This window comes from Mycoplasma milvi, assembly GCF_048284715.1.
Taxonomy (GTDB): domain Bacteria; phylum Bacillota_I; class Bacilli_A; order Mycoplasmatales; family Metamycoplasmataceae; genus Mycoplasmopsis.
The window spans coordinates 19910-42853 of record NZ_JBLWAH010000002.1 but is presented as its reverse complement, the minus strand read 5'-3'; the positions used below and the strand labels follow the sequence as shown (position 1 = coordinate 42853).

Sequence of the window (22944 nt, the reverse complement as noted above, 5' to 3'; positions counted from 1 at the left end):
CCCTATGGAAATGGTTTTATATACTAAAATCACTATATTATAGAGTTACAAGTAAAGTGCAAAGAAAAAACGCCAAGACTTTTTTAAGCCATTAGCGCACTAAAAGATAATATTTTATTATTTAAATGGGTCAATATCATTGATGATACAATAGAAAATTTTGGTTCAATAGCAAAGTGAAATTAACTCTCCTAAAGCTTCTTCGCTATTGTTTTCTATCGCAATTTCAATAGCATTAACATCATCATTAAAACTAGTTAAATAGTTTAAGAAAACGTCATAAGATTTCTCATTAAATTGGTTAATTGTATAGTTTTTTAGCTGATCAATTAAGTCATCATTTTCAATGTTTGAAGAGAGTTGATAGTCAAAAAATCTTTGTTTTAAAGTTCAAAATAAAATGAATTTATTGCGTTGCCCAGATAAAATATCTTCAGCTTGTCAAGGGATATCATTTGGAAATAAAACTGCTTGATTTAGAATACTTTCCTCAAGTGTAATTTTATTAAGTGATTGAGCATAAAAATGAACATATTTGTCTAGGAATAAGTCATAAGCGATATTTAAATTAATAAATCCACCAGGATTATTTTTTGTATCATTTTCATTTAAATAAAGCGCTAATTTCAAGGCGTTATTAAAGTAAACATCAGGGTTTAAGATGTTTTTATTTGCATCTGTATAACCTGCTATAACTTTTTCAATATTAACACCTTGAGTAGCTAGCAAAATTAGTCCAATTTCACTTAATAAAGCATAATCGGAATGAATATCATTAGACACGAAAAAAGCATTTTCCCGGGGAATTGAGATGTTATCAATTGTGCTAAAAATATTTTTTCTACCTATAAAATAGATGGATTTCTTAATTAAGAATTCGCTAGATTGATAGTTGAATTTTGAGATAAAGTTTTTTACTGCAGCTTGCTGATTATCATCATAACCTAGTGAGTCTAAAAAAAGTAAAGCTATATTATCTTGCTTGTTTATATTTAGATAATGATTAATAGTCTTAGAAACAATGTGTTCTGGTAATTGTTCATTGATAAAAACCAACTCTATCTTATTGTCCTTGTGATAATCGCTTGCTCCAAAGATGAATTGTAATGCTGCATCAATGGCAACTTGATTTTCTTTCTTGCATCAAATAATTAAGGTGTTAGTTTTTCTGCGATAAAGTTTATTACAAAAATCTACAATGCGATCAATCCCATTGATTTTAAAATTTAGTGCAATATCATCAAAACCTAAAAAAGAAGAACCTTTAAAGTTTAGTGACTTAACCTTTGATATTATGTCATTTGCTACTTGAGATTCTTGATTTTGAGTATTTTTTTCTTGGTAATATTTAGTCTTAATTGAAATTAAAGGCATAATTATTCCTTAATATTTGTATCTTCATTTTCATTAGCTTCTGGATCAATATAAGATAAAGTAAATTCTCTTAGATTAGTAAAGCCATTTTTTGTTTCCTTTAATTCATTTTTACGATTTTTACTGTTACTAAAATATTGTTCACTCTTTAAAAAGTTAGGGTGATTTCTTTTAAATGATCCAATATATTGATTAGTATTTTGGTCATATCCAATTACAACAAAATTTACGATATCTTTTACTTGTAAAATATCGTACACTTGCATTTTGTAAAAATCAGTTACTTCATTTTTGTAAATAATAAATTTACTGTTATTTTTATCTTCGAGGAGGGCAAACTTGCTGCCTGTTCTTGTAACCTTTGCTGTTACAACTTGTCCTACTTTATATAATAATTTTGTTTCCATATATATAGAATTATAAAACAGTTTTTATTTATTAGAGGAAATTAACTCGAAAGTAATATGTGATAAAATTAATTTTACTAGATAGTAATTTATTTAACCACAAGAGGTTAAAACGCCATTAAATTTAGCATTTTATAACTTGCGTATAGTCACAAAAGTCTATTTTGCCCTAAAATTACCTAATATTTTTTTATTTTTTTTACATTTTGCATACTTTTAGTGCTATTTTTTAAGGATAAACAGAAAATGTGAAAATATTAGAAAAAAGGTACGAAATGGATATAATTTTTATATATAGAAAAATAATATAACTAGCCTAAAGGCTAATATAACTATTAGAAAGAGGAAAAATGAAACGTTTACAATGTTTATATAGACCAAATAAAGATAAAAACTATCCATGAGCTTTAAAACACCCAAAAGTAGAAAGCCCATTAGCTTTATTTAAGTCACGTAAAGATGCTATGACATGATTCTTATCATTAGGATACGATGCTGCAACATGATTCCAAACAGATAAAAAAATCTGAGGTGGATTAGTAATTGCTGAAAAAGAATTAAGAGGCAACAAAGAAGTTATGGCCTACGAATTTAATGTTGACAAATTCGATGGTGGATTAGAATATGATGCAACAGCAGAAGAATTAGCAATTGATTCTAAAACAGGATTAAGAAATGAAAAAGAAGCAGCTAAAAACTTAAAAGCTGTTGTTGACTTCAAAATCTTAAAAGACCCAGAAACATACTTCCCAGTTGACGATGATTTCAAAATTGAAAGAAAGAAATCAGCTAAAGATATTGAAATTGAAAAATTAAACAAAAAATTAGCAGAATTATCAGCTTTATTATCAGCAAAACACGCAACAGATTATGAAAAAGAATTACAAGAACTTTACAAAAGATTACAAGACTCAGATTCAGATAAAGAACAACTATTAAAAGAAATTGAAGAATTAAGAGAAAAATCTGAAAAATTAGAAAAAGATGCAACAAAAGAAGTAATTATTGAAAAAGAAGAAGTTGTTCTTCCAGTTGTTTCAGTAGTCGAAGACAAAATTGTAGAATATGCTTATGTAAGAGACTTACCTGTTGAAGAACAATTAAAAGTATTAGCAATTTATGCTAGAAAAATGCGTTCAACAGTAGTTCAATTAGAATACACAGAAACATCTGTTGATGATGTTAAAGCTATTGAAAAGAATTTCAAAGATGTACTAGAAGTTGCTAAAGCATTAGAAAAAGAACTTAAAGCAGAAGACTTAAAAGAATTACTTGCAGCAATTATGTACTCACTTACAAAATCAGTACAAGAATTTGACGCAAAAATTATTGGTAAACCAGAAATAGCAAACACAGCTGAAAATTGCATTTATTCAGTATGTTCATTAAATGGAAACATCAAATTAGCACAAAAAACTTCATACGTTTTATTCAATGATAAACATGTAGGATTTGTACCAAAAGACCAATACCACTACGCTATTTTCATTGGACATGATGCTCAAAGACAACACTTCATGGTATTCCAAACACCAGCTGAAGAAAAAGAAGTTGTTAAAGAAGTTCCGGCTGAAAGAACTGAAAGCACAGTTAACTGATTTGCTATCTTCTTACTAGCATTGTCATACGGAATCCTAATCACACTTGTGATCTTAATGGGAATCGGAATTATTCCAACACTTTAGTTTTATTTTGAAAGCACGTTATGTGCTTTTTTTGCGCCTAAAATAAAATGTGGAAAAATTATTTTCATTTTTTCAAAATTATGCTATTAAAAAATATAATTTTTTAATATTGTGGTAAAATAGCAATATGCTAAATAACAAAGACTCAATGCAAATAATAGTAAATCATTTAAAAAATAGTGGATTTGTATTCCAAGGAAGCGAAATCTATGGTGGATTATCAAACACATGAGATTACGGGCCACTAGGAGCTTTATTAAAAGACAACATAGCAAACGCTTGAAAGAAAGAATTTGTTTTAAGAGAGGGAAATAACTTTTTAATTGATTCAAAAATATTAATGAATCCAAACGTTTGAGTGACATCAGGTCACGTATCTAATTTCTCTGATCCATTAATCGAAAACAAAGTTAATGGAAAAAGATATAGAGCTGATAAATTAATTCAAGAATATGATGAAAATATTATTCCTGAAAAAATGACATTTGAAGAAATGACACAATTTGTTAAAGATCACATTAAAGAATATGAAGGTGAAAAAACAAATTGATCAGAAATCAAGAAATTTAATTTAATGTTTGAAACATCTCAAGGGGTTATTGAAGGTGCTAAATCAAAAGTTTATTTAAGACCTGAAACTGCTCAAGGTATTTTTGTAAACTTCAAAAATGTTCAAAGAACTATGAGAGCTAAACTACCATTTGGTATTGCTCAAGTAGGAAAGAGTTTTAGAAATGAAGTAACTCCAGGTAACTTTATTTTCAGAACAAGAGAGTTTGAACAAATGGAACTTGAATTCTTCACTAAACCAGAAGAAGCAAATGTTTGATTTGATTATTACATTAACAAGGCTTATAACTTTGTACAAAAATTAGGAATCAAGCAAGATAGTATTCGTATTAGAGCTCATGAACCAGAAGAACTATCTCACTATTCAGATGCAACTAGTGATATAGAATTTAAATTCCCATTTGGATGAGGAGAACTTTTAGGAGTTGCTAACCGTACAAATTATGATTTAACTTCTCACATGAAAGCGACAGGTGAATCACTTGATTACTTAGATCCTGAAACTAATACAAAAGTGATCCCTTATGTAATTGAACCAAGTATTGGTCTTGATCGTTTAATGCTTGCAATCATTTCAGATGCATACTATGAAGAAACACTTGCTGAAAATGATTCAAGAGTTGTGCTTAAATTTACTTATGATCTTGCACCATACAAAGTAGCTGTCTTACCACTTGTTAAGAAGTTATCTGAAACAAGTAAAGAAATCTTTGCAAGTTTAATTGACCAAGGTATTTCAGTAACATATGATGAAGCTGGTTCAATTGGAAAAAGATATCGTCGTCAAGATGCTATTGGAACATATTGATGTTTAACAGTGGATTATGATACATTAGAAGACAATTGCGTGACATTAAGAAATAGAGACACAATGGAACAAGTTAGAGTGGAAACCTCTAAACTAAATGAGTTTTTAGCCTCACATAAATAGTTAAAATTTTGGAGAAAGAATGGAAAACAAGAGAATCCCAACGGAATTAGTTAATCAGATAATTACTAGTTCTAACATAGTTGATGTAATTTCTGAGTTTATTAATTTAACTAAAAAAGGAAATAACTATGTAGGACTTTGTCCATTTCATGAAGATTCTACCCCAAGTTTTACAGTTTCTCCCCAAAAACAAATCTTTAAATGCTTCCCTTGTGGAGCTTCTGGTAATGTTGTAGGTTTCTTACAACGGATTAAAAATTGAAACTTTATTCAGGCACTTGAATTCTTAGCTCAAAGAGCTGGAATTCAATATGATTTTAGTTCATTAAAGAATTTACAAAATGTTCAAGCCTATTCACAAGAAATTTTAGAATTGATTGATATGCTTTCAATTACTAATTCATATTACAAGGTTCAAGTGCTAACTAATCCAGCTGCAATGGAATATCTTAAAGCTAGAAAACTTGATGATGCAACATTGCGTGAAAAGTTTGATATTGGTTATGCACCAAAAAATAAGACCCTTGAGTATTTAAAGTCACTCAACTATGACACTGGTCTCATGCTTAAGGCTGGTTTAATTAATAGTGACCTACACGAACTATTTTGAGAAAGAGTTACATTTGGAATTAGAAATGAATTCAATGAATTAGTTGGATTTTCAGCCAGATCAATTGAAGCTCACCCTGTAGCAAAATATGTTAACTCTCCAGCAACTGAATTGTTTAATAAATCTAAGATCTTATATAACTTCAATAATGCAAAAGAAGCAATTGCAAGCAAAAAAGAAGTTATTATAGTTGAAGGATTTATGGATGCAATTGCATTATATAAAGCTGGATTTGAAAACGTAGTAGCCTTAATGGGAGTTGCTCTAACCAAGGAACATTTAAATTTAATTAAAAACAACAAAGTTATTTTATTCTTAGATAATGATGCAGCTGGAATAGATGCTGCACTACGCACTGTAAAAATTTTATTAGAGCACAATTTTACAGTGTCCTTAATTGAAAATAATTATTCAAAAGATGCTGATGAGATTTTAAATACATATGGAGTCGAAACATTAACTGAGCTAATTAAAAACTCACAAGTATCAGCTGTCAACTTTATTTATGAAAAATTAAAGCAAAAGCATAAAGTTGATACTCTTAAAGATTATGAAGCCTTTTCTAAATTTATTTTAGTGCTTAAATCATATATTGATCTGCTTGATATTGAACAACAAAAATATATAGCTGGCTTACTACAAAAAGAGTATAATTACACACTAACTATAAAAGAGTTGGATAATGCCCCTCATTATGATGTATTTCATAATGATGAAGAACTAGTAGATTATAAGCATGCTAAAAGCTACCAAGAAAAAGTAGATTTATTAACTAATCAAAATCGTTTAGCTCTACTAATTAGGGCAATGAGTAATGAAAATATTTTAGAATTACTCAAAAGTACTTCCGATGTTGCGCTTATTTTTGCTAAGCCAGAAAACATCAAAGATTTATTTGAATATACTATTACACTTGAAACGCCTCAAGATGCAAAACAAATTTTTGATCAAATATCTCACTCATTAAATCTAATGCTAAATACAATTGATACTAATTCTGCTGCTAATAACTTAATTATCAAAGATTATATTGATGAAAATATTAATGAAGCAAAAGTTACAAATGGTTCTTCAATTCCATTAATGCCAGCATTAAATGAGCAAGTAGCTGAGTGAGAAAAATTTAAAAACTTTGTATATCCAGAAAATGGTAATGTACCTGTTCCCACATATATTCAGGACCAAATTAGTTTACTAATAAACTACAAAAATAAGCGTTTAACGCTCAAAAAGAAATAAAGGGGGTTGTATGGATAATAAATTTGACTATAACACAGTGATAACTTATCTAAAACAACAATTAAAACATAAACATAAGGATTACTTCACACAAGATGAATTACTAGAAGTTCTAGCAGCTAAAAATTTATTTATTGATGATGCTGAATTTGATGATTTTCTTGAAGAATTAAAAGATAATAACATCATTGCTGAAGATGAAGAAGAATATTTAGATGGTGATTATTCAGCAGATGATTTTCTAGATGAAATCAACGAAGATAAAGCTAAAAATAAGTCAAAAGCAAAAAGCAAAACTTCAAAAGCACTTGACTTAGATGATGAGGATGAGGAATTACCAGAAATCGATAACGATGATATGGATATTGACTTCGAAGATGACAAAGATGATGACTTTGTAGATGATGATTACGTTGAAGATGATGAAGTTGACGAAGATTATTACAAGATTCCAGATGAAGAAATCGAAGAAGAGGAAGAAGAAGACGATGATTCTGAAGAAGATGAAGAAAAATTAAATGAAAACTTCTTTGAAGAATCTGATGACCTTGATATTAACCTAAACGCTTTATCATTTGATTATGTTGAAGCAGTAGACTTAAATGAAACTCCTAAGAAAAAAGCTGACTTATCTAACAAGTTAACTGAAACTAACGATATTGTTAAGTGATACATGAGATGAATTGGTAAGTATGGAGAATTACTTACTGTTGAAGAAGAACGTAAATTAGCTGAACAAATGGAAAAAGGTGGTTTCAGAGGAAAAAGAGCAAGAGATAAGCTAATCCAAAGAAACTTACGTTTAGTTATTAACAATGCTAAAAAATACAAGAACAGAGGGCTTTCATTCATTGATCTTATTTCTGAAGGTAACTCTGGTATTCTAAAAGCTGTTCAAAAATATGATGTTAATAAAGGATTTAAGTTTTCTACATATGCAACATGATGAATTCGTCAAGCAATTACTCGTGCTGTAGCTGACCAAGCTAGAACAATTCGTGTGCCGGTGCACATGGTTGAAACAATCAATAAGATTTCTAAAATCGAACGTGAATTACAACAAGAACTAGGAAGAGAACCTAGCGATGATGAAATTGCAGACAAATACGGAAATGGCTTTGATGCTGCTAAAGTTAGATACATTAGAAAAATTAATATTGACCCAATTTCATTAGATAAACAAGTTGGTAAAGAAAATGATTCATCATTTAGTGACTTTGTTAAAGATGAAAACATCATTTCACCAGTTGATTATGCATCTCATGAAGAATTAAGCAAGATTCTTGATGATATGATTAGTGAACTTGAACCAGAAGATAGAAAATTAATCTGTAAGCGCTTTGGTGTAGGGGTTGATGAAAATGGTGAAAGATATAGAGTGCACTCTTTAGAAGAACTTTCAATCGACCGTGGTGGTGTTTCAAAAGAACGTGTAAGACAAATTGAAAACAAGATTTTACGTAAATTAAAGAGTAATGTTAAACATGGTAAAAACTTGAAGGATTATTTAAAGAACTAAAATGCGCCAAGAAAAAAGTTTAAAAATCAAAGATTTTATTGCTATAGTTAATTCAATGTATCCAAATGTAAATAAAGAAATATGAGATCCATCTGGGTATAGTGTAAAAACTGTTCAAAGCAAACGCTTTAAAGGAGCAGTTTTAGCCATTGACTTAACTATGGATGTGTTACAAGAAGCTATTGCTAATGATTGCAATGTAATTTTAACCCATCACCCATTTAAATTTGAAGCAACTTGACTTGCTGAAGACAAGAAAGCTCCTTATAAACGTGAAATTCTAAACTTATTAAGAAAGCATCAAATTACAGCATATTCAATGCACACTAATTATGATTGTGATCCATATGGAACTTCATATCAAATCGTTAAATATATGGGTCTAGAAGCCTCAATGGATTGAGATAAGACTCAAACCTTTAGCGCTGTGTTTAAGGCAAATAAATCCCTTTTAGAACTTAAAAAATTATTAGAAGATAAAATGCATTTATCTGCATTTAGAACCAATGTGCCAGCTGATAAATATAATGACAAATATGCTACAGTAGCCATTTTATCAGGTAGCGGGTATATTGGTCAAATAAATGATTTAGCCTCACAAGTAGACTTGATCATTTCAAGCGATTTTAGATGAAGTGACTGAATTGTCTTTGATCAATTGAATACAAATATCTTAGAAGTCCCTCATTTAGATGAGCAAGTTTATGCATGACACATGTATGAAATTTTAACAGGTATGCTCCCTGAATATAAATTCGTGTTAAAAGACATTAAAGAACCATACCACAACTTATAAGCACTTAGGTGCTTTTTTCATATTTTTCTCTAGCAGATAGGAACAAAAGTCAAAATGTGGAAACTTTTTGCTTATTGCACAAAATTATTCAACTCTCCTTTATAATTTTATTATATGTAAGATAAAAGGAGAAAAATGAAGAAAACATGGCAATTCTATTTTGCAGTTCCATTAGCAATTACACCACTTGCTTTTGCTTTTTCATGCAATCAAACTGACAAAGATAGTAATGTTTCAAAATTAAATAGCAAGGTATCTGATTCAGTAGATAATATAAATGAAGGGATTTACAGTAATTTACTAGCTTTTCCTGCTTTATATAATGATTCAAAATATTCAAAACTAGATGGTATTATTGATCAAACAAATAAACTTTTAGCTAAGTATGCTCGTATTGCAAAAGATTCTCAAATCAGTGACAAGAGCGAAAAACTAAATGTGATTATTGATGAATTAAATGATATTGCAACATTCCTTGGCAAAAGAGCAGAAACTAATTCAGAAAATCATATCAGTCATATTTTTGATGAATATAAAGAAAATAGAAATCGAAATATAAATGCAGTAGAAAGAAATTACAAACAAGATCTAAAAATTGCAGAACTTCTAAAAGAAACAACAGAATATGAACACGACTTTTGAATGTTGAAATTGCTAAAACAATTAGACACAAATGAAACAAAGAATTGGATTAACTATTTAGAAGGCAAAATAAAAAATGAAAATATTTTTTGACAAGTTAATTTAGATTTGAAGATAGCTACCTTAATGAGTCAAATGCTTGATGTTTCATACTTTGATACAAATGGGTGTCTTGCAGGAACAATATGTCCAGAAAGACTAGTTAAAGCAGACTTATTAGAGGATAAGTCTAGGTTTGCAATTGATGATAAGCAGTTTTCAATTAACTCATACATTGAGACAAAATATGTTACTAATCAGCAAGCAATCAACAATTTTAAAGACTTATTTATCATTAGCAAAATATCGGATTCCAATAGCCCTAAAATTCTTAAAGATGCTTTAAGAAAAACAATTTTCATCAATAAGAATAGATATATGAATATTGATTCTGCCAAAGATAATTCTAAGTTTATGGATAAAAGCGAAAGATATGTACAAACTATTATTAAAGAATATGTAGAACAAGGAATTGATGTTGTTTATAGAGAAATGATAAAAAATGCAATTGAAAAACTTAATAATGAATTAAATAGTCTTAATGAGAGAACACGTACTATCCAGTCATATATAAACATGACTGCGTTAGCAAACAAAATAACTATCGATGTAGATAAGCAAGTCGCAGATACTAAAGTGATAATACAACAATTAATCAGCAACCTAGAAGAAGATTTGAAAACATTATAATGTTGATTAAATGATGGATTCTATAACTAAAGTATATCAACTACTATGTAAGATTTATAAGCGCCAGAAATGGTGCTTTTTTCATATTTTTCACTAGCAGATAGGAACAAAAGTCAAAATGTGGAAACTTTTTACAATTTTATTAAAATGTTTTTATTCTTATTTATAATAATTTATAAGATGTTTTCGAAAGCTAATCAAAGTACATAAAATAGATAAAAAAGTGTTAACCTTAGTATTCTAAACATCTTATAAATAGTTTAATAGGGATTTTTTATTCATTGCCAAATAGATGAAATATTAACTTAAAGATCAACTAAAACAATGTCGTAGAGAAATAAAGAATTTAAAAATAATCGGAGATAAGAATGCATTATAAAAGCAACCTGGAATCACCCCTATCTTGAATAGCATTTATTTTATGTGTTGCTATATTGCTTTGAGATGAATATCTTATATCTTTTGAGATTTAAGTTAGCTCAAATGTATGTTATGCCTACAACAGCTAAAAGAACAGAGATAAGTGAAAATCATTCTGTAATATGCAATATTAAGAAATATAATGAAGTATATGAAATTATTTTAAGATGCCTTAAAAGAAGAGTAAAAATTAGAGCAATTTGCGAGCCAATTTTTAGAATAATTTATGCAATTGTACAATGCTTAGCGTTTAATTATGCGGTTAAAGGTGGATTCATAACATTTCTTAATGTATTTTGCTGAATGGGCTTTATGTTGTTCCCTATAAACGCATGGAATTTATATCTTCTATGCAAAGATATTACACATGATATAATTTCAAACCGAGTGCTGATAGAAGGCAAAAATCAAATTGAAGAATTGTCATTTAAAAATATAAAAAGTCAATATGATAAATTATCCTTCAATATAAGAATATATGAGCCGTGATATATCAATCCGAAAGATAAAAAAACCAGATTGCAAAGATTACAATTTAGTATGAGATTTTGAAGAAATCTCGGTGCCAATAATGAAGAAATAGAAAAAATATTTTACTTTTTATTTTCGTTCAATTATGACCTTGATTACTTTTTTATCTCAAAAGTTGATGCATTGGACCAAATTCAATATGTATATTATAATTTGCAACATATAAATTCTGATAATAAATTTGAAATAGAGAAATAGCAATTAATGGCAAAAATAAATCGTTCTTGATAAATAATTTAAAGGAGAAAATATGAAATTTAAAAAATTATTATTAAGCATAGGGCTTAGTTCAACTGTAGTTGTTCTTCCAATATCAGCTGTAGCATGCAACAACTCTGATGTTTCTTCTGAAAGTATTTCAAAAGAAATGAAAACAGTTTTTGATGAAATGATAACAAAAATCACAGCTAACCCACAAAACGCAATGCAGATTGCTCAAGAAATGTCAGATAAACTAACAAGTATTTCTATAAAAGCTGCTAAACTTTCAAAAAACGAACAAGAAAAATTTACTAAGAAAATTCAAGAATATGTAAATGAATTAATGCAAAGAGCACTTAATCCTCATATTGAATAAAATTTTGTGAGCTTTAAATGCATTTAATCTAATGCATAATTTAAAATGTACCAATAGTCTTATTGGACAATTTCAATCAAAAAATATCTGGAACTGTATGCCAGATATTTTTTGATTAGCAAGCAGCTTATTTAGTTAAATAAGGAACATACATGCTACTTTATGACCAACTGATATTAATCTTTTTAGAAAGCATAAAAATATATAGTGTTGTATAATTGAATTAAATATTTATATTTAATTAAATGAGGTTTTATATGAAGAGTCAAAACTTAGCAAATGCACTAAGACCACAGACATTAAATGATATTGTTGGCCAACAAAATATCATAAAATTATTGAAAAAAGTAGTTGCAAATAAAATTACAAGCAGCTTCTTATTCTTTGGAGAAGCTGGTACAGGAAAAACATCTACTGCAATAGCGTTAGCAAATGATCTGGGCTTAAAATATGATTATTTTAATGCTTCAGTTGACTCAAAATCTAAACTTGTAAATATTTTAGAAAACAATCAATGCATTATTATTGATGAAATTCATCGACTAAATAAAGATAAACAAGATATCTTGTTATCATATGTTGAATTTGACAAAATAATTGTATATGCAACCACTACTGAGAATCCTTATTTTAAGGTTGTTCCAGCAGTGCGTAGCAGAATGCAAATTTTACAATTCAATAAGATCTCTGAAGTAGATATTGTCAATAAACTGGAACAAATTGTTGCATCCACTTATCCAGGATTAAAAGTGTCACGTGTTCAATTACTAGCGCTAGCACGTTTATCAGCTGGTGACTTGCGTTCTAGCATTAATAATTTACAAATGCTAGCTAACTGTGTTGATGAAGGACAAGAAGTAACCGATGAAGTGATTAAAACAGTTGTGCCAAATGTGAACTTTTATTCAGATTTAGATTCAAGTGCTCATTATAATAATTTATCAGCATTTCATAAATCTTTAAGAGGGAGTGATCCAGATGCTGCTTTATATTGAGGAATGCTGATTTTACAATCAGGTGATCTAGATGGGTTATTTAGAAGAATGCTTTGCGTGGCATACGAAGATGTTGGGCTTGCTGCACCTAATGTTTCACTTAGAGTGGCAGAAGCTATTAGAAGTTTTGAACGTTTAGGGATGCCAGAAGGACGTCTACCAATTGGCTTTGCTATTTTAGACCTAGCATTAGCACCTAAAAGCAATGCATCATATTTAGCTATTAGCCAGGTAGAACAACTGATTGCTTCTGGAGGAGTTTATGAAATCCCTAAGCACTTGCGGGATGCACACTATGCATCAGCTGCTAAATTAGGAGATGGAAATGATTATAAATATCCACATGATTATGCCAATAATTATGTAAACCAACAATATCTACCTAATGAAATTAAAAACATGCAATTTTATTGACCTCAGCAAAATTCAAATGAATTAAATATAGAAAAATATTGAAATTTAATTAAAAAAAATAAGGAGCTATAATGGAGCTTAAATTAGAAACTATAAATACATTAGAAGACTTAAAACAAGCTAAAGCTAAAGCTTTTGGTGCTACAGGTGAAATAGCGCAGTTACAAAATGAATTAAAAGCTGCACCAGTAGAAATGAAAAAAGAACTTGGAGCTAAAATTAATCAACTTAAAACAGCATACAATAACTTCTTCGAACAAGCTGAAAATAGAATTAAAGAATTAGAAATTCAAGCCAAAGTTAATTCTGAATTTATTGATGTAACTGCGCCTTTAAGCAAGCCAGCTAGTTTACACCCAATTACAATCGTTGAAAACAGATTAAAAGAGTGATTCTACCAACATGGTTACTATCAACAAGAAGAAGGTGAAATTGTTACTGATCTATTTAACTTTGAAAGATTAAACATTCCAAGTGATCACCCTGCTAGAGCTATGCATGATTCTTTATACTTCAATCCAACTACATTACTTAGAACACATAACACTGGAATTACAGCTAAAGTTTTAGCTGAAAATCCAAATAAAATATTTTCAACCTTTGCAATTGGAAAAGTATATCGTAATGATGAAGATGATGCAACCCACTCACACCAATTTACCCAAGTTGATATTGTTTCAGTGGGAAAAGGAATTTCTTTTGGAAATTTAATTTGAACACTAAAAGATTTACTTTCATATGTACTTGAAGAACAAGTTGAAATTAGACTTAGACCAAGCTACTTCCCATTTACTGAGCCAAGTGTTGAAGTTGATGTGCTTTACAAAGGCAGATGAATTGAAATTTTAGGAGCTGGAATGCTACATCCAAATGTTTTAGCAATGGCGGGCTTTGATCCAGAATTTAATGGACTAGCTGCTGGTCTTGGAATTGAAAGAATTACAATGATTAAATATGGATTTAACGATATTAGAGACTTATATAGAAATGATTTAAGAATAATGGAGCAATTTAGACATGAAAGATAGTTTTTTAAATATTTTACAAGTTGAAGGTAAGAAGCCTTATTTTGAAATAATTATTAATAAATTAGAAGTAGCTGAAAAGGAAGCTCAAGTTTTACCACATCAAATGGATATGTTTCACGCATTTGATTTCTTTCAAGTACATGAAACAAAAGTTGTCCTTTTAGGTCAAGATCCATATCATACTGTTGGGTATGCAGATGGTTTAGCTTTCTCAACTGGTAATGGAAAGTTAACTCCTTCTTTAAGAAACATTTTTACTGAAATCAAAAAAGATTATCCAAATGCTAAATTAGATAATACTTCATTAGTTTCATGAGCTAAACAAGGAGTTTTATTACTTAATACAGTGCTAACAGTTTCAGAAGGAAGTGCTAATTCACATGCTACTTTTGGATGAGAAAAATTCACTCATGAAGTTTTATTACAAGTAGTTAGACAAAATCCTGATGTCATTGTAGTGGCTCTTGGTAAGCAAGCAGCTAAATTTGTTGCAGATTTACCAATTGCAGCAAGCAACTTAATTATAACTTCACACCCAAGTCCATTTAGCTATAAAAAAGGTTTTGAAAACTCACATATTTTTAAAGAAATCAACGATAAATTAATAGAAAAAGGTATCACAGCAATTAATTGAGATACTAATAAGGAGGCATAATGTTAATTTCATTAAATCATTTAAATTCATTGCTTAAGGGAGTTAAACTTTCTGCAAGTGACGTTGAAAAGACCTTAAATTGCATTGGATTTGAGGTTGAAGAAGTTAAACCATTTAGTAATGTTAAAGGCCTACAATTCTGTGAAGTTATCTCAGTAAAGCCTAATCCAAATAGCGATCGTTTAGACGTAGTTGAAGTAAAAACTAAATCAGGTCAATATACAATTCAAACTAATAACCGTATCTTAAAACCTGGAGATTTAACAATTTGCTTCCCAGTTGGAGCAAGTAAAGGTGATTTCACTTTTAGTGAAGTAGAATTAAAAGGATTACCTTCACAAGGTATGTTTGGAGCTTGAAGTGAAATTGGTTATGATTGAAAATTATTAAGCCAAAAAGACCAAATTGTTACTTTTGATCCAAGCTTTGCTTCATTAAACGATGATCCAATTGAAAAATTAGGCTTAGATGACTATCTAATTGAAATTTCAATTACAGCTAACCGTAATGATGCTAATAGTTATTTTGTACTAGCTCGTGAGCTTGCTGCATATTATGGTGTTGAAGTAAATTATCAATTAATGGATACAACAATTAAAGCTAGCGAACTTGTATGTGATTTAAAATTAGACCTTAATAACAAAGCAATTAATGATGCATTTTATCTTCCAGTTACAGTATCACAAGCTAGTGTTGATTTAGTTGATAAAATGTTACTAGCTAAACATGGATTTGATACTAATCAATCTTGAGCTAATAATGTAGCTAATATGTTGCTTCTAATGGCAGGAACTCCGGCTCAAGTTTATGACTTGGATAAATTGCCAACTCAAGCTACTTTAAGTGCTAAAAAAATCTCAGGAAATGTAACAATTGATGATAAAGAAATCTTAGTTAAAGATGTATTAGCTATTTATGCTAATAATGATTTAATTTCACTTGCAGGTGTTAGTGTCCTAAACCAATACCAAGTTAGTGAACAAACAAGAAACTTCTTATTTGAAGTTGCAGCCTTTGTGCCTAGTGAAATTAGACATACCTTAAGAGAAATTAAGACTTCAAATCCTGCTGGTGCTCAAGCTTCTAGACCTATTACAAAGCATTTAGCATATCAAGGAATGAATTCTTTAGCACAAGCTTTATTAAAGCAACCAAGTAAAAATCAGTTTGCTAATGAACCTCAAAATAATGCTAAAACGATTAAATTTGAACAAGATAAATTAGCTGCTTATGGAGGGAAACTAGATGCTAAGCGTTTAGAATTTGCTTACCAAGCTCTGGCTAATTTAGGATTTAAGTTAGCTAGTGATTTAAGCAAGATTACAATTCCTGAATATAGATATGATGTTAATGTAATGGAAGATGTAATTGAAGAAATTTTACGTTTCTATTCATATGATGGTATCGGAGAAGAAATTTTACCAAGCGTACCTCTTAAAACAATGAAAGCTAATCCTACCCCAGCTAACTTTGTGGCTCAAGGATATTCAGAAGTTAGAACATTTACCTTAGTATCACATGAAAAAGCACTCTTTAATCCATTTAACTTTACAACTAACCAAGTTTTACAAACTTACGTATCTAAAGAACGTGAAGTAGTTAGAAATTCAATTGTAACTTCACTTGCTGGAGTAGTTGAATACAACTTAAAACGTAAAATGAATGATATTAATATCTTTGAAAAAGGGATGATTAATAACAATGTAATGGTATATGGAATCGCAAGTAGCACTAAATCATTTAAACAAATGCAACTTGATTTAATTAATATAACTGGAAAAGACTTAAAATTTGTTCCATTAGCAGATAATGAAATGATTCACCCAAATGCTTCAGCTGAAATTATCTTCCATGACCAAATGGTAGGATGAATTGGAAAAATTCACCCTAAATATGACACTACAAATGGAACCTTGTACGCTGAAATTTTAACTTCTATGTTTAATGAACAAAGCTCAGAACTAAAATTCCAAGCAGTTAACTTAGAACCTTTAAAAACACTTGATATTACCTTTGAATTAGACGCAAATGATTATATTTCACCGGCACTTGACTTTATCAATCAAATTGATAATGCTGCTAATGAACTACAAACAGTTAAAGTCATTGATCAATTCCAAAAAGGTGACAAAGTTAATACAACAGTTCGTTTTGTGGGAACCGAACAAATAATTTCACTTATTGATTCCAAATTCAATAAAAAAGGAGAATAGATGTATAAGAATTTAGAATTACATGACAAAGTTGTGCAAGATGCAATTAACAATGAACTTGCACGTCAACAAGATCATATTGAATTAATCGCTTCTGAAAACTATGTTTCAGAAGATGTCCTTAAAGCTCAAGGATCAGTGTTAACAAATAAATATGGAGAAGGATATCCTGGTAGAAGATACTATGGTAACTGTGAAAATGTTGATATAGTTGAACAAGCTGCCATCGATCGTTTAAAGGCTATTTTTGGGGTTAAATATGCTAATGTGCAACCATATTCAGGATCTGTAGCTAACGCTGCTGCGATTGCTTCAGTAGTACCTTCTGGTGGAAAAATTATGGGACTAGCCCTTAACTGTGGAGGACACTTAACACACGGTTATAAAATTAGCTTTAGTGGGATCTTTTATAACTCAGTTTCTTATGAGTTATCTAAAGATGGATTATTAGATTATGATGCAATCTTACAACAAGCCTTAATTGAAAAACCTGATTTAATTATTTGTGGTTATTCAGCTTACTCTAGAACAGTAGACTTTGCTAAATTTAGAGAAATTGCTGACAAATGTGGAGCTAAATTAATGGCTGATATTGCTCATATAGCTGGATTAATTGCTGCAGGATTACATCCTTCACCAGTTGGATATGCTGACATTATTACTTCTACAACACATAAAACCCTACGTGGTGGACGTGGAGGTATTATCATGACCAATGATGAAGAGATTGCTAAAAAAGTAGATCGTTGAGTATTCCCAGGCTACCAAGGTGGTCCTTTATTCCATGCTATTGCAGGAAAGGCTGTAGCTTTTTATGAAGCAATGCAACCTATGTTTAAACAATATGCTGCTGATATAATTACCAATGCACAAACATTCTGCCAAGCCTTTAAAGATAAAGGAGCAGTAATTGTTTCTGGAGGGACAGATAACCACTTATTTATGGTTAATGTACTAGAAACTTACAATATTAATGGTAAGCAAGCTGAAACACTACTTGAAAAGATTAATATAACAATTAATAAAAACACTATTCCTTTCGATACACTTTCACCTACTCTTGGAAGTGGAATAAGACTTGGAACAGCTGCTATGACAAGTAGAGGATTTACTAAGTGACAAGAATTGTGTGACATCATTGATTATGCACTTAGAAATTTAGACTTCTTAAACTCTCCTGAAGGAGAAGAAAACCTAGCTCAATTGAAAGCTCAAGTTATTGCTCTTACTCAAGAATTCCCAATTAAAAAATCATATTTATAAAATGCTATGTGGAAATAAAAAGTTATTTCCACATTTTTTCTGCTATTTTCTGCCCGATATATCTATCTAGGATACAATAAAGATATGAGAAGAAGTAAATGAACGTTTTTAACCTTAGGTATTACCTCAATAATAGCTGCCTCAACTGTGGCTGCCAGTTGCTTACCTGATGGTGATAAAAAACAAGCTAAAATTGATGAATTAACCATAAAAATAAAGGAAAAAGATAAATTAATTCAAAAGGCAAATGAATTGAAAGCTAAATTTGATGCCTTAAAGAGGGAAAAAGACAGTATTAATAAGCAATTACAAAGTGCTCAAAAAACTGTTAAAGAATTGCAAAAGAAAAATAAAGATGAAAATACAAATAATGATATTCAAATTGCACAACTCCAAGAAACTATTAATAATTTAAAATCAGAATTAAAAACTAAAGAAGCAGAAAATGCAACTCTAAATAATAAAATTAAAAAATTAGAAGCTGAAATTAAAGAACTAAAAGATAGTGACCCTGATTATGAATTTATTGATGATTCAGAAACAAACGATGGCAATGGTTCTGACAATGGTTCTGACAATGGTTCTGATACAGATGGAAATGAAATCGTGGATAATGATAAAAATAATGAGCCGAAAAAAACTGATGCTATAATTGATACTTCTAAATTTATAATAGATTCACCATATAAAACAGCTTATGTTAGACCACCTTTTGGGGCACAATTTAAGTTAAATAATCATGATATTAACTTTACAACTATTTTTGGTCATTTAGATTCACCAGGATCTCGAAGCAAGAAGGCTTATACAGAAGGCGCAATTTCTGACAAAGATGAAATATTTATAAATAAATATCAAGGTGTAGAAAAAATGGGCTCACAAGAGTTTAGCGAATTTCTAGCTTTACCTAATGTTATGAATGATTTTGAAAATATTAGCGCAAATAGTAATATTATTTTCGGTGGTGATACAAATATAACTGCTCAAAATTTTGCACTTCAAGATAACTTTACTTCTAACTATTTTGCAACAATTACCCGATTAGAAAACAGTCAAGATCCATTAGGATATTACACCTCTATTGGTGTCAGAAATCCTTATTCTCAACCATATGACAAAATGTTTTTTAAAAATGTCAATAAAGAACAACTTAAATTTTTAACCACAGCTAACACACCTGAAAAACAGTTTAAAATAGATATTTTAAATGCCTTTAAGGATAATATCTTAAACGAAAAAGATAAAAAAATAACTGGTTATGATTCAAAAAAAGCAGGATTTGGACCTATTAGATATGGTGTTTCAGACCATGCACCGGTATTTACTGATATTGAAACAAAATTTGAACTAAAAACTAACAAAGCAATTGAAAAATATGCCAAAGGTGTAAATACACTAAGAATTGGGCATTGAAATATTTGTAATTATGGAAGTGATAAAATGCCTCCATTTAAATACACTTCAATCGCAAAGATAATTGCAGCTGGTGGGTTTGATATTTTAGGATTAACTGAAGTTAATTATGAGCAAGTTGAAAAAGTTAATGAAATTTTAAATATATTAAATCAAATTACAGGTTCACAATATAAGATGGTATATCAAGATAGTTCTGATGCTTCTTGAGCAAATGATCCAGTGTTAAATATTTTTGAATCACAACAAGAACAAGTTGCTATTATTTATGATGCAAATATAGTAACTCCTGTTGCTTTTAATAATGGTAAAATTGGACACTCATATCGCAAAATAATTCCTTCTTATAAGGAAATAGCTCAATTAAAAAGTTTAACAGAGCAAGAATAAATAGTATAATTAACTCATTATTTACAAATAATGAGTTTTTTATTTTAGGAGGAATTATGATCCCAATAGCAGCCATTTGAGTTATAGGATTATTACCATTTTTAGCTTTTATAGCCTTAGTGCTAGCACAAGCAAAATTTATTAATCATGTTAAAATCAATCGTTTACATCTACATAATAATGAAAAGATGTTACAAAGAGTGATTTTAAACCAAAACTTATACAAATATTGAAAGATGAGATTTGTTATCTTTACAATAATTACAGTTATTATTGCATCATTAACGGTTGCATATACCCCAATTGCTTTCATTTTTGTGGCTCAAATCTTTCAAGAAGTTAACAAAGATAATGATCAAATAGCAAAAATTACACAAACTGGAGTAGCTGTAGTGTTATGATTACTTGATGTTTTCTTTACAGGGCTATTAATTTGAACAATTTATCGTGAAATTTATGCTTGAAATAAAGAAATGAATGCTTGAAACTTAGCTGAAAATCCAGAAGCAAAAACTTTTTATGAATACTTAAAAGATTGTGAATCTAAAAAAGAATTTCCAGCTAAAGTTAAAACAAACAAAATTCATTTCTTTAATCGTAAAACTACTTTAGCTTATGAAACATGTAACTTGGAGAAGTTAGCTAATAGTAAACATAAGCCTGAATATATTGAAGGAAAACTCTTATTTGATACTTTCGTTGATTATAGTCAAATTCTTATTGAAGAACGTACGGTTGAGGAAACTGACTTTGTAGCTAAATTACTTAACTTACTTGAAAGAAATGATAAGAATTTTGTTTCTAAAAAAAGATAATACCTTTAGTGCTATCAGATAGCACTAAAAAAAGAAGGCTAGCTTAAAATAAGATTTCTAAAAAACTAGTTTTCTTTTATAATTTATTTACTATTTCTAAACAAGGGTAATCCTTGTTTTTATAACCATTTACAAAAGGAGTAATATGAGAAAATTATTTAGTAGTGAATCAGTTGGAAGAGGACACCCAGATAAGGTTTGCGATCAATTATCAGATGCAATCTTAGATGCTTATTTATCTCTAGATCCAGATTCAAAAGTAGCAGTAGAATGCATGGCTTCAGGTCACAATATCTTTATTGCTGGAGAAGTTAAATCAAATGCTGATGTTGATGTAATTGAAATTGCTAAAAACATTTTAAAACAATTAGGTTACTATACAAATGAAACCAGCTTTATTACTGATATTAAACGTCAAAGTGAAGATATTGCTATGGGAGTTGAATTAGGTGATGAAATAGGAGCTGGCGACCAAGGAATTATGTTTGGATATGCTACAGATGAAACACCCGAATATATGCCTCTTGGTATCACATTAGCTCACGCTTTAGTTCGTAGAGCTGAAAAACTTAGAACTAGCCTAGAATTCAAGAATGCTAAAGCAGACATGAAATCTCAAGTTACACTAGACTACACTGATCCAAATCATGTTTTTGTAGATACTGTATTAATGAGTATTCAACATGCTAAAAACTATGATGAAGCTGAATTTAAGTCATACATTAAGAATCATATTATTCTTCCTGTAATGGAACAATATAATTTAGCAGCACCAAAAAATATTCTAATTAATCCAACAGGTAACTTCGTAATTGGCGGACCAATTGGAGATACTGGATTAACTGGAAGAAAAATCATAGTTGATACATATGGTGGAGCTGCACGTCATGGAGGTGGAGCTTTTAGTGGAAAAGATTCAACCAAAGTAGATCGTTCAGCAGCATATGCAGCTAGATGGATTGCAAAAAATATTGTTGCAGCTGGACTAGCTAAAAGAGCTGAAATTCAAATCGCTTACGCAATCGGGGTTGCTAAACCTGTTTCAATTATGCTTGATACTTTTGGAACAAATACAGTACCAGAAGATGTAATTGAACAAGCTGTAAGTGAAATATTCAACCTTACACCAAAAGGAATAATTGATGCTTTAGGCTTAAGAAAACCAATCTTCCTTCAAACATCATATTTTGGACACTTTGGAAGAAGTGATCTGAACCTTCCTTGAGAACAATTAAATAAAGTTGAAGAATTACAAAAGAAAGTGAAAGAGTTAAATAAATAATGTTAGAGAAATCCTGTGGGGCCATAATTTTTAGAAGATTTCGTTTCGGAACTAAAGTGCTTTTAGTTAAACAATTAAATGATATTTGAGTGTTTCCTAAAGGCCACATTGAAGGTGATGAAACCCCAGTTGAAACTGCACACCGTGAAGTAATGGAAGAAACAACTATTAAGAATTTCCAAATTATTTCAGATGTATCTTATGTTGATAACTATGTAGTAAAAGAAACTGGAAACGATAAAGAAGTAACATACTTTTTAGCCTATACGCAAGATGTAGAAGTTCCACATCATGTAAAAGGTGAATCAAAGAGAGCAAAATACTTCTCAGTAAAAAAGGCCTATAAAAAATTAAATAATCTAGCACCAAAGCAATTTTTACTTGATGCTTATGATAAATATCTATCTTTAAATATTTCAAAACCAAAAAGAATTAAAAAATAATGT

At 29.7% G+C, this 22944-nt stretch carries 19 protein-coding genes; 17 read left to right on the top strand and 2 right to left on the bottom strand.

The features are described from left to right. Positions 1-117 precede the first annotated feature (117 nt). Entirely contained in the window at positions 118-1374 is a 1257-nt protein-coding gene (locus ACNQ13_RS00980; protein WP_416741985.1) for a hypothetical protein, read from the bottom strand. Between the two features lie 2 nt (positions 1375-1376). Beyond that, entirely contained in the window at positions 1377-1781 is a 405-nt protein-coding gene (locus ACNQ13_RS00975; RefSeq protein WP_416741986.1) for a S1 domain-containing protein, read from the bottom strand. 350 nt (positions 1782-2131) lie between these two features. Between ACNQ13_RS00975 and ACNQ13_RS00970 the strand changes: the two genes are divergently transcribed. From ACNQ13_RS00970 to ACNQ13_RS00890, 17 genes are all read left to right on the top strand, one after another. Further along, positions 2132-3466, top strand: a complete 1335-nt coding sequence (locus ACNQ13_RS00970; RefSeq protein WP_418033301.1) for an MAG3090 family protein — start codon at positions 2132-2134, stop codon at positions 3464-3466. 127 nt (positions 3467-3593) lie between these two features. Then, positions 3594-4967 carry a glycine--tRNA ligase gene (locus ACNQ13_RS00965; protein ID WP_418035454.1) on the top strand — a complete coding sequence of 458 codons (1374 nt, stop codon included), beginning with the start codon at positions 3594-3596 and terminating at the stop codon, positions 4965-4967. Between the two features lie 19 nt (positions 4968-4986). Beyond that, complete coding sequence (gene dnaG, locus ACNQ13_RS00960; protein ID WP_418035453.1) at positions 4987-6816, top strand: DNA primase; 1830 nt, start codon at positions 4987-4989, stop codon at positions 6814-6816. A 10-nt stretch (positions 6817-6826) separates the two neighbouring features. Continuing rightward, on the top strand, positions 6827-8335 hold the full coding sequence (locus ACNQ13_RS00955) for an RNA polymerase sigma factor (RefSeq protein WP_416741990.1): 1509 nt from the start codon (positions 6827-6829) through the stop codon (positions 8333-8335). Position 8336: 1 nt separating this feature from the next. After that, positions 8337-9131, top strand: coding sequence for a Nif3-like dinuclear metal center hexameric protein (locus ACNQ13_RS00950; RefSeq protein ID WP_418018599.1), 795 nt, complete (start codon positions 8337-8339; stop codon positions 9129-9131). Positions 9132-9266: 135 nt separating this feature from the next. Further along, positions 9267-10502: a hypothetical protein gene (locus ACNQ13_RS00945; protein ID WP_418035451.1), complete on the top strand. Its 1236-nt coding sequence runs from the start codon at positions 9267-9269 to the stop codon at positions 10500-10502. 492 nt (positions 10503-10994) lie between these two features. Then, the gene (locus ACNQ13_RS00940; RefSeq protein WP_418035450.1) at positions 10995-11651 is read left to right on the top strand and encodes a hypothetical protein; all 657 of its coding nucleotides are present in this window, start codon (positions 10995-10997) and stop codon (positions 11649-11651) included. Between the two features lie 52 nt (positions 11652-11703). Then, positions 11704-12030: a hypothetical protein gene (locus ACNQ13_RS00935; protein WP_416741994.1), complete on the top strand. Its 327-nt coding sequence runs from the start codon at positions 11704-11706 to the stop codon at positions 12028-12030. A 257-nt stretch (positions 12031-12287) separates the two neighbouring features. Then, positions 12288-13511, top strand: a complete 1224-nt coding sequence (locus tag ACNQ13_RS00930; RefSeq protein ID WP_416741995.1) for a replication-associated recombination protein A — start codon at positions 12288-12290, stop codon at positions 13509-13511. Further along, positions 13511-14467: a phenylalanine--tRNA ligase subunit alpha gene (pheS, locus tag ACNQ13_RS00925; protein ID WP_416754925.1), complete on the top strand. Its 957-nt coding sequence runs from the start codon at positions 13511-13513 to the stop codon at positions 14465-14467. Before ACNQ13_RS00930 ends, pheS begins: the two co-directional genes overlap by 1 nt. After that, complete coding sequence (locus tag ACNQ13_RS00920) at positions 14457-15122, top strand: uracil-DNA glycosylase (protein ID WP_418035449.1); 666 nt, start codon at positions 14457-14459, stop codon at positions 15120-15122. Before pheS ends, ACNQ13_RS00920 begins: the two co-directional genes overlap by 11 nt. Further along, complete coding sequence (locus ACNQ13_RS00915; RefSeq protein WP_418035447.1) at positions 15122-17335, top strand: phenylalanine--tRNA ligase subunit beta; 2214 nt, start codon at positions 15122-15124, stop codon at positions 17333-17335. Before ACNQ13_RS00920 ends, ACNQ13_RS00915 begins: the two co-directional genes overlap by 1 nt. Next, positions 17336-18598 carry a serine hydroxymethyltransferase gene (gene glyA / locus ACNQ13_RS00910; RefSeq protein ID WP_418035446.1) on the top strand — a complete coding sequence of 421 codons (1263 nt, stop codon included), beginning with the start codon at positions 17336-17338 and terminating at the stop codon, positions 18596-18598. Positions 18599-18682: 84 nt separating this feature from the next. Continuing rightward, positions 18683-20401, top strand: a complete 1719-nt coding sequence (locus tag ACNQ13_RS00905; RefSeq protein ID WP_418035444.1) for a hypothetical protein — start codon at positions 18683-18685, stop codon at positions 20399-20401. A gap of 56 nt (positions 20402-20457) precedes the next feature. Continuing rightward, positions 20458-21216, top strand: coding sequence for a hypothetical protein (locus ACNQ13_RS00900; protein ID WP_418035443.1), 759 nt, complete (start codon positions 20458-20460; stop codon positions 21214-21216). A 145-nt stretch (positions 21217-21361) separates the two neighbouring features. Continuing rightward, positions 21362-22498 carry a methionine adenosyltransferase gene (gene metK, locus ACNQ13_RS00895; RefSeq protein WP_416742002.1) on the top strand — a complete coding sequence of 379 codons (1137 nt, stop codon included), beginning with the start codon at positions 21362-21364 and terminating at the stop codon, positions 22496-22498. Then, entirely contained in the window at positions 22498-22941 is a 444-nt protein-coding gene (locus ACNQ13_RS00890) for an NUDIX domain-containing protein (protein ID WP_416742003.1), read from the top strand. The genes metK and ACNQ13_RS00890 overlap by 1 nt, the downstream gene beginning before the upstream one ends. The last annotated feature ends 3 nt before the right edge of the window (positions 22942-22944 follow it).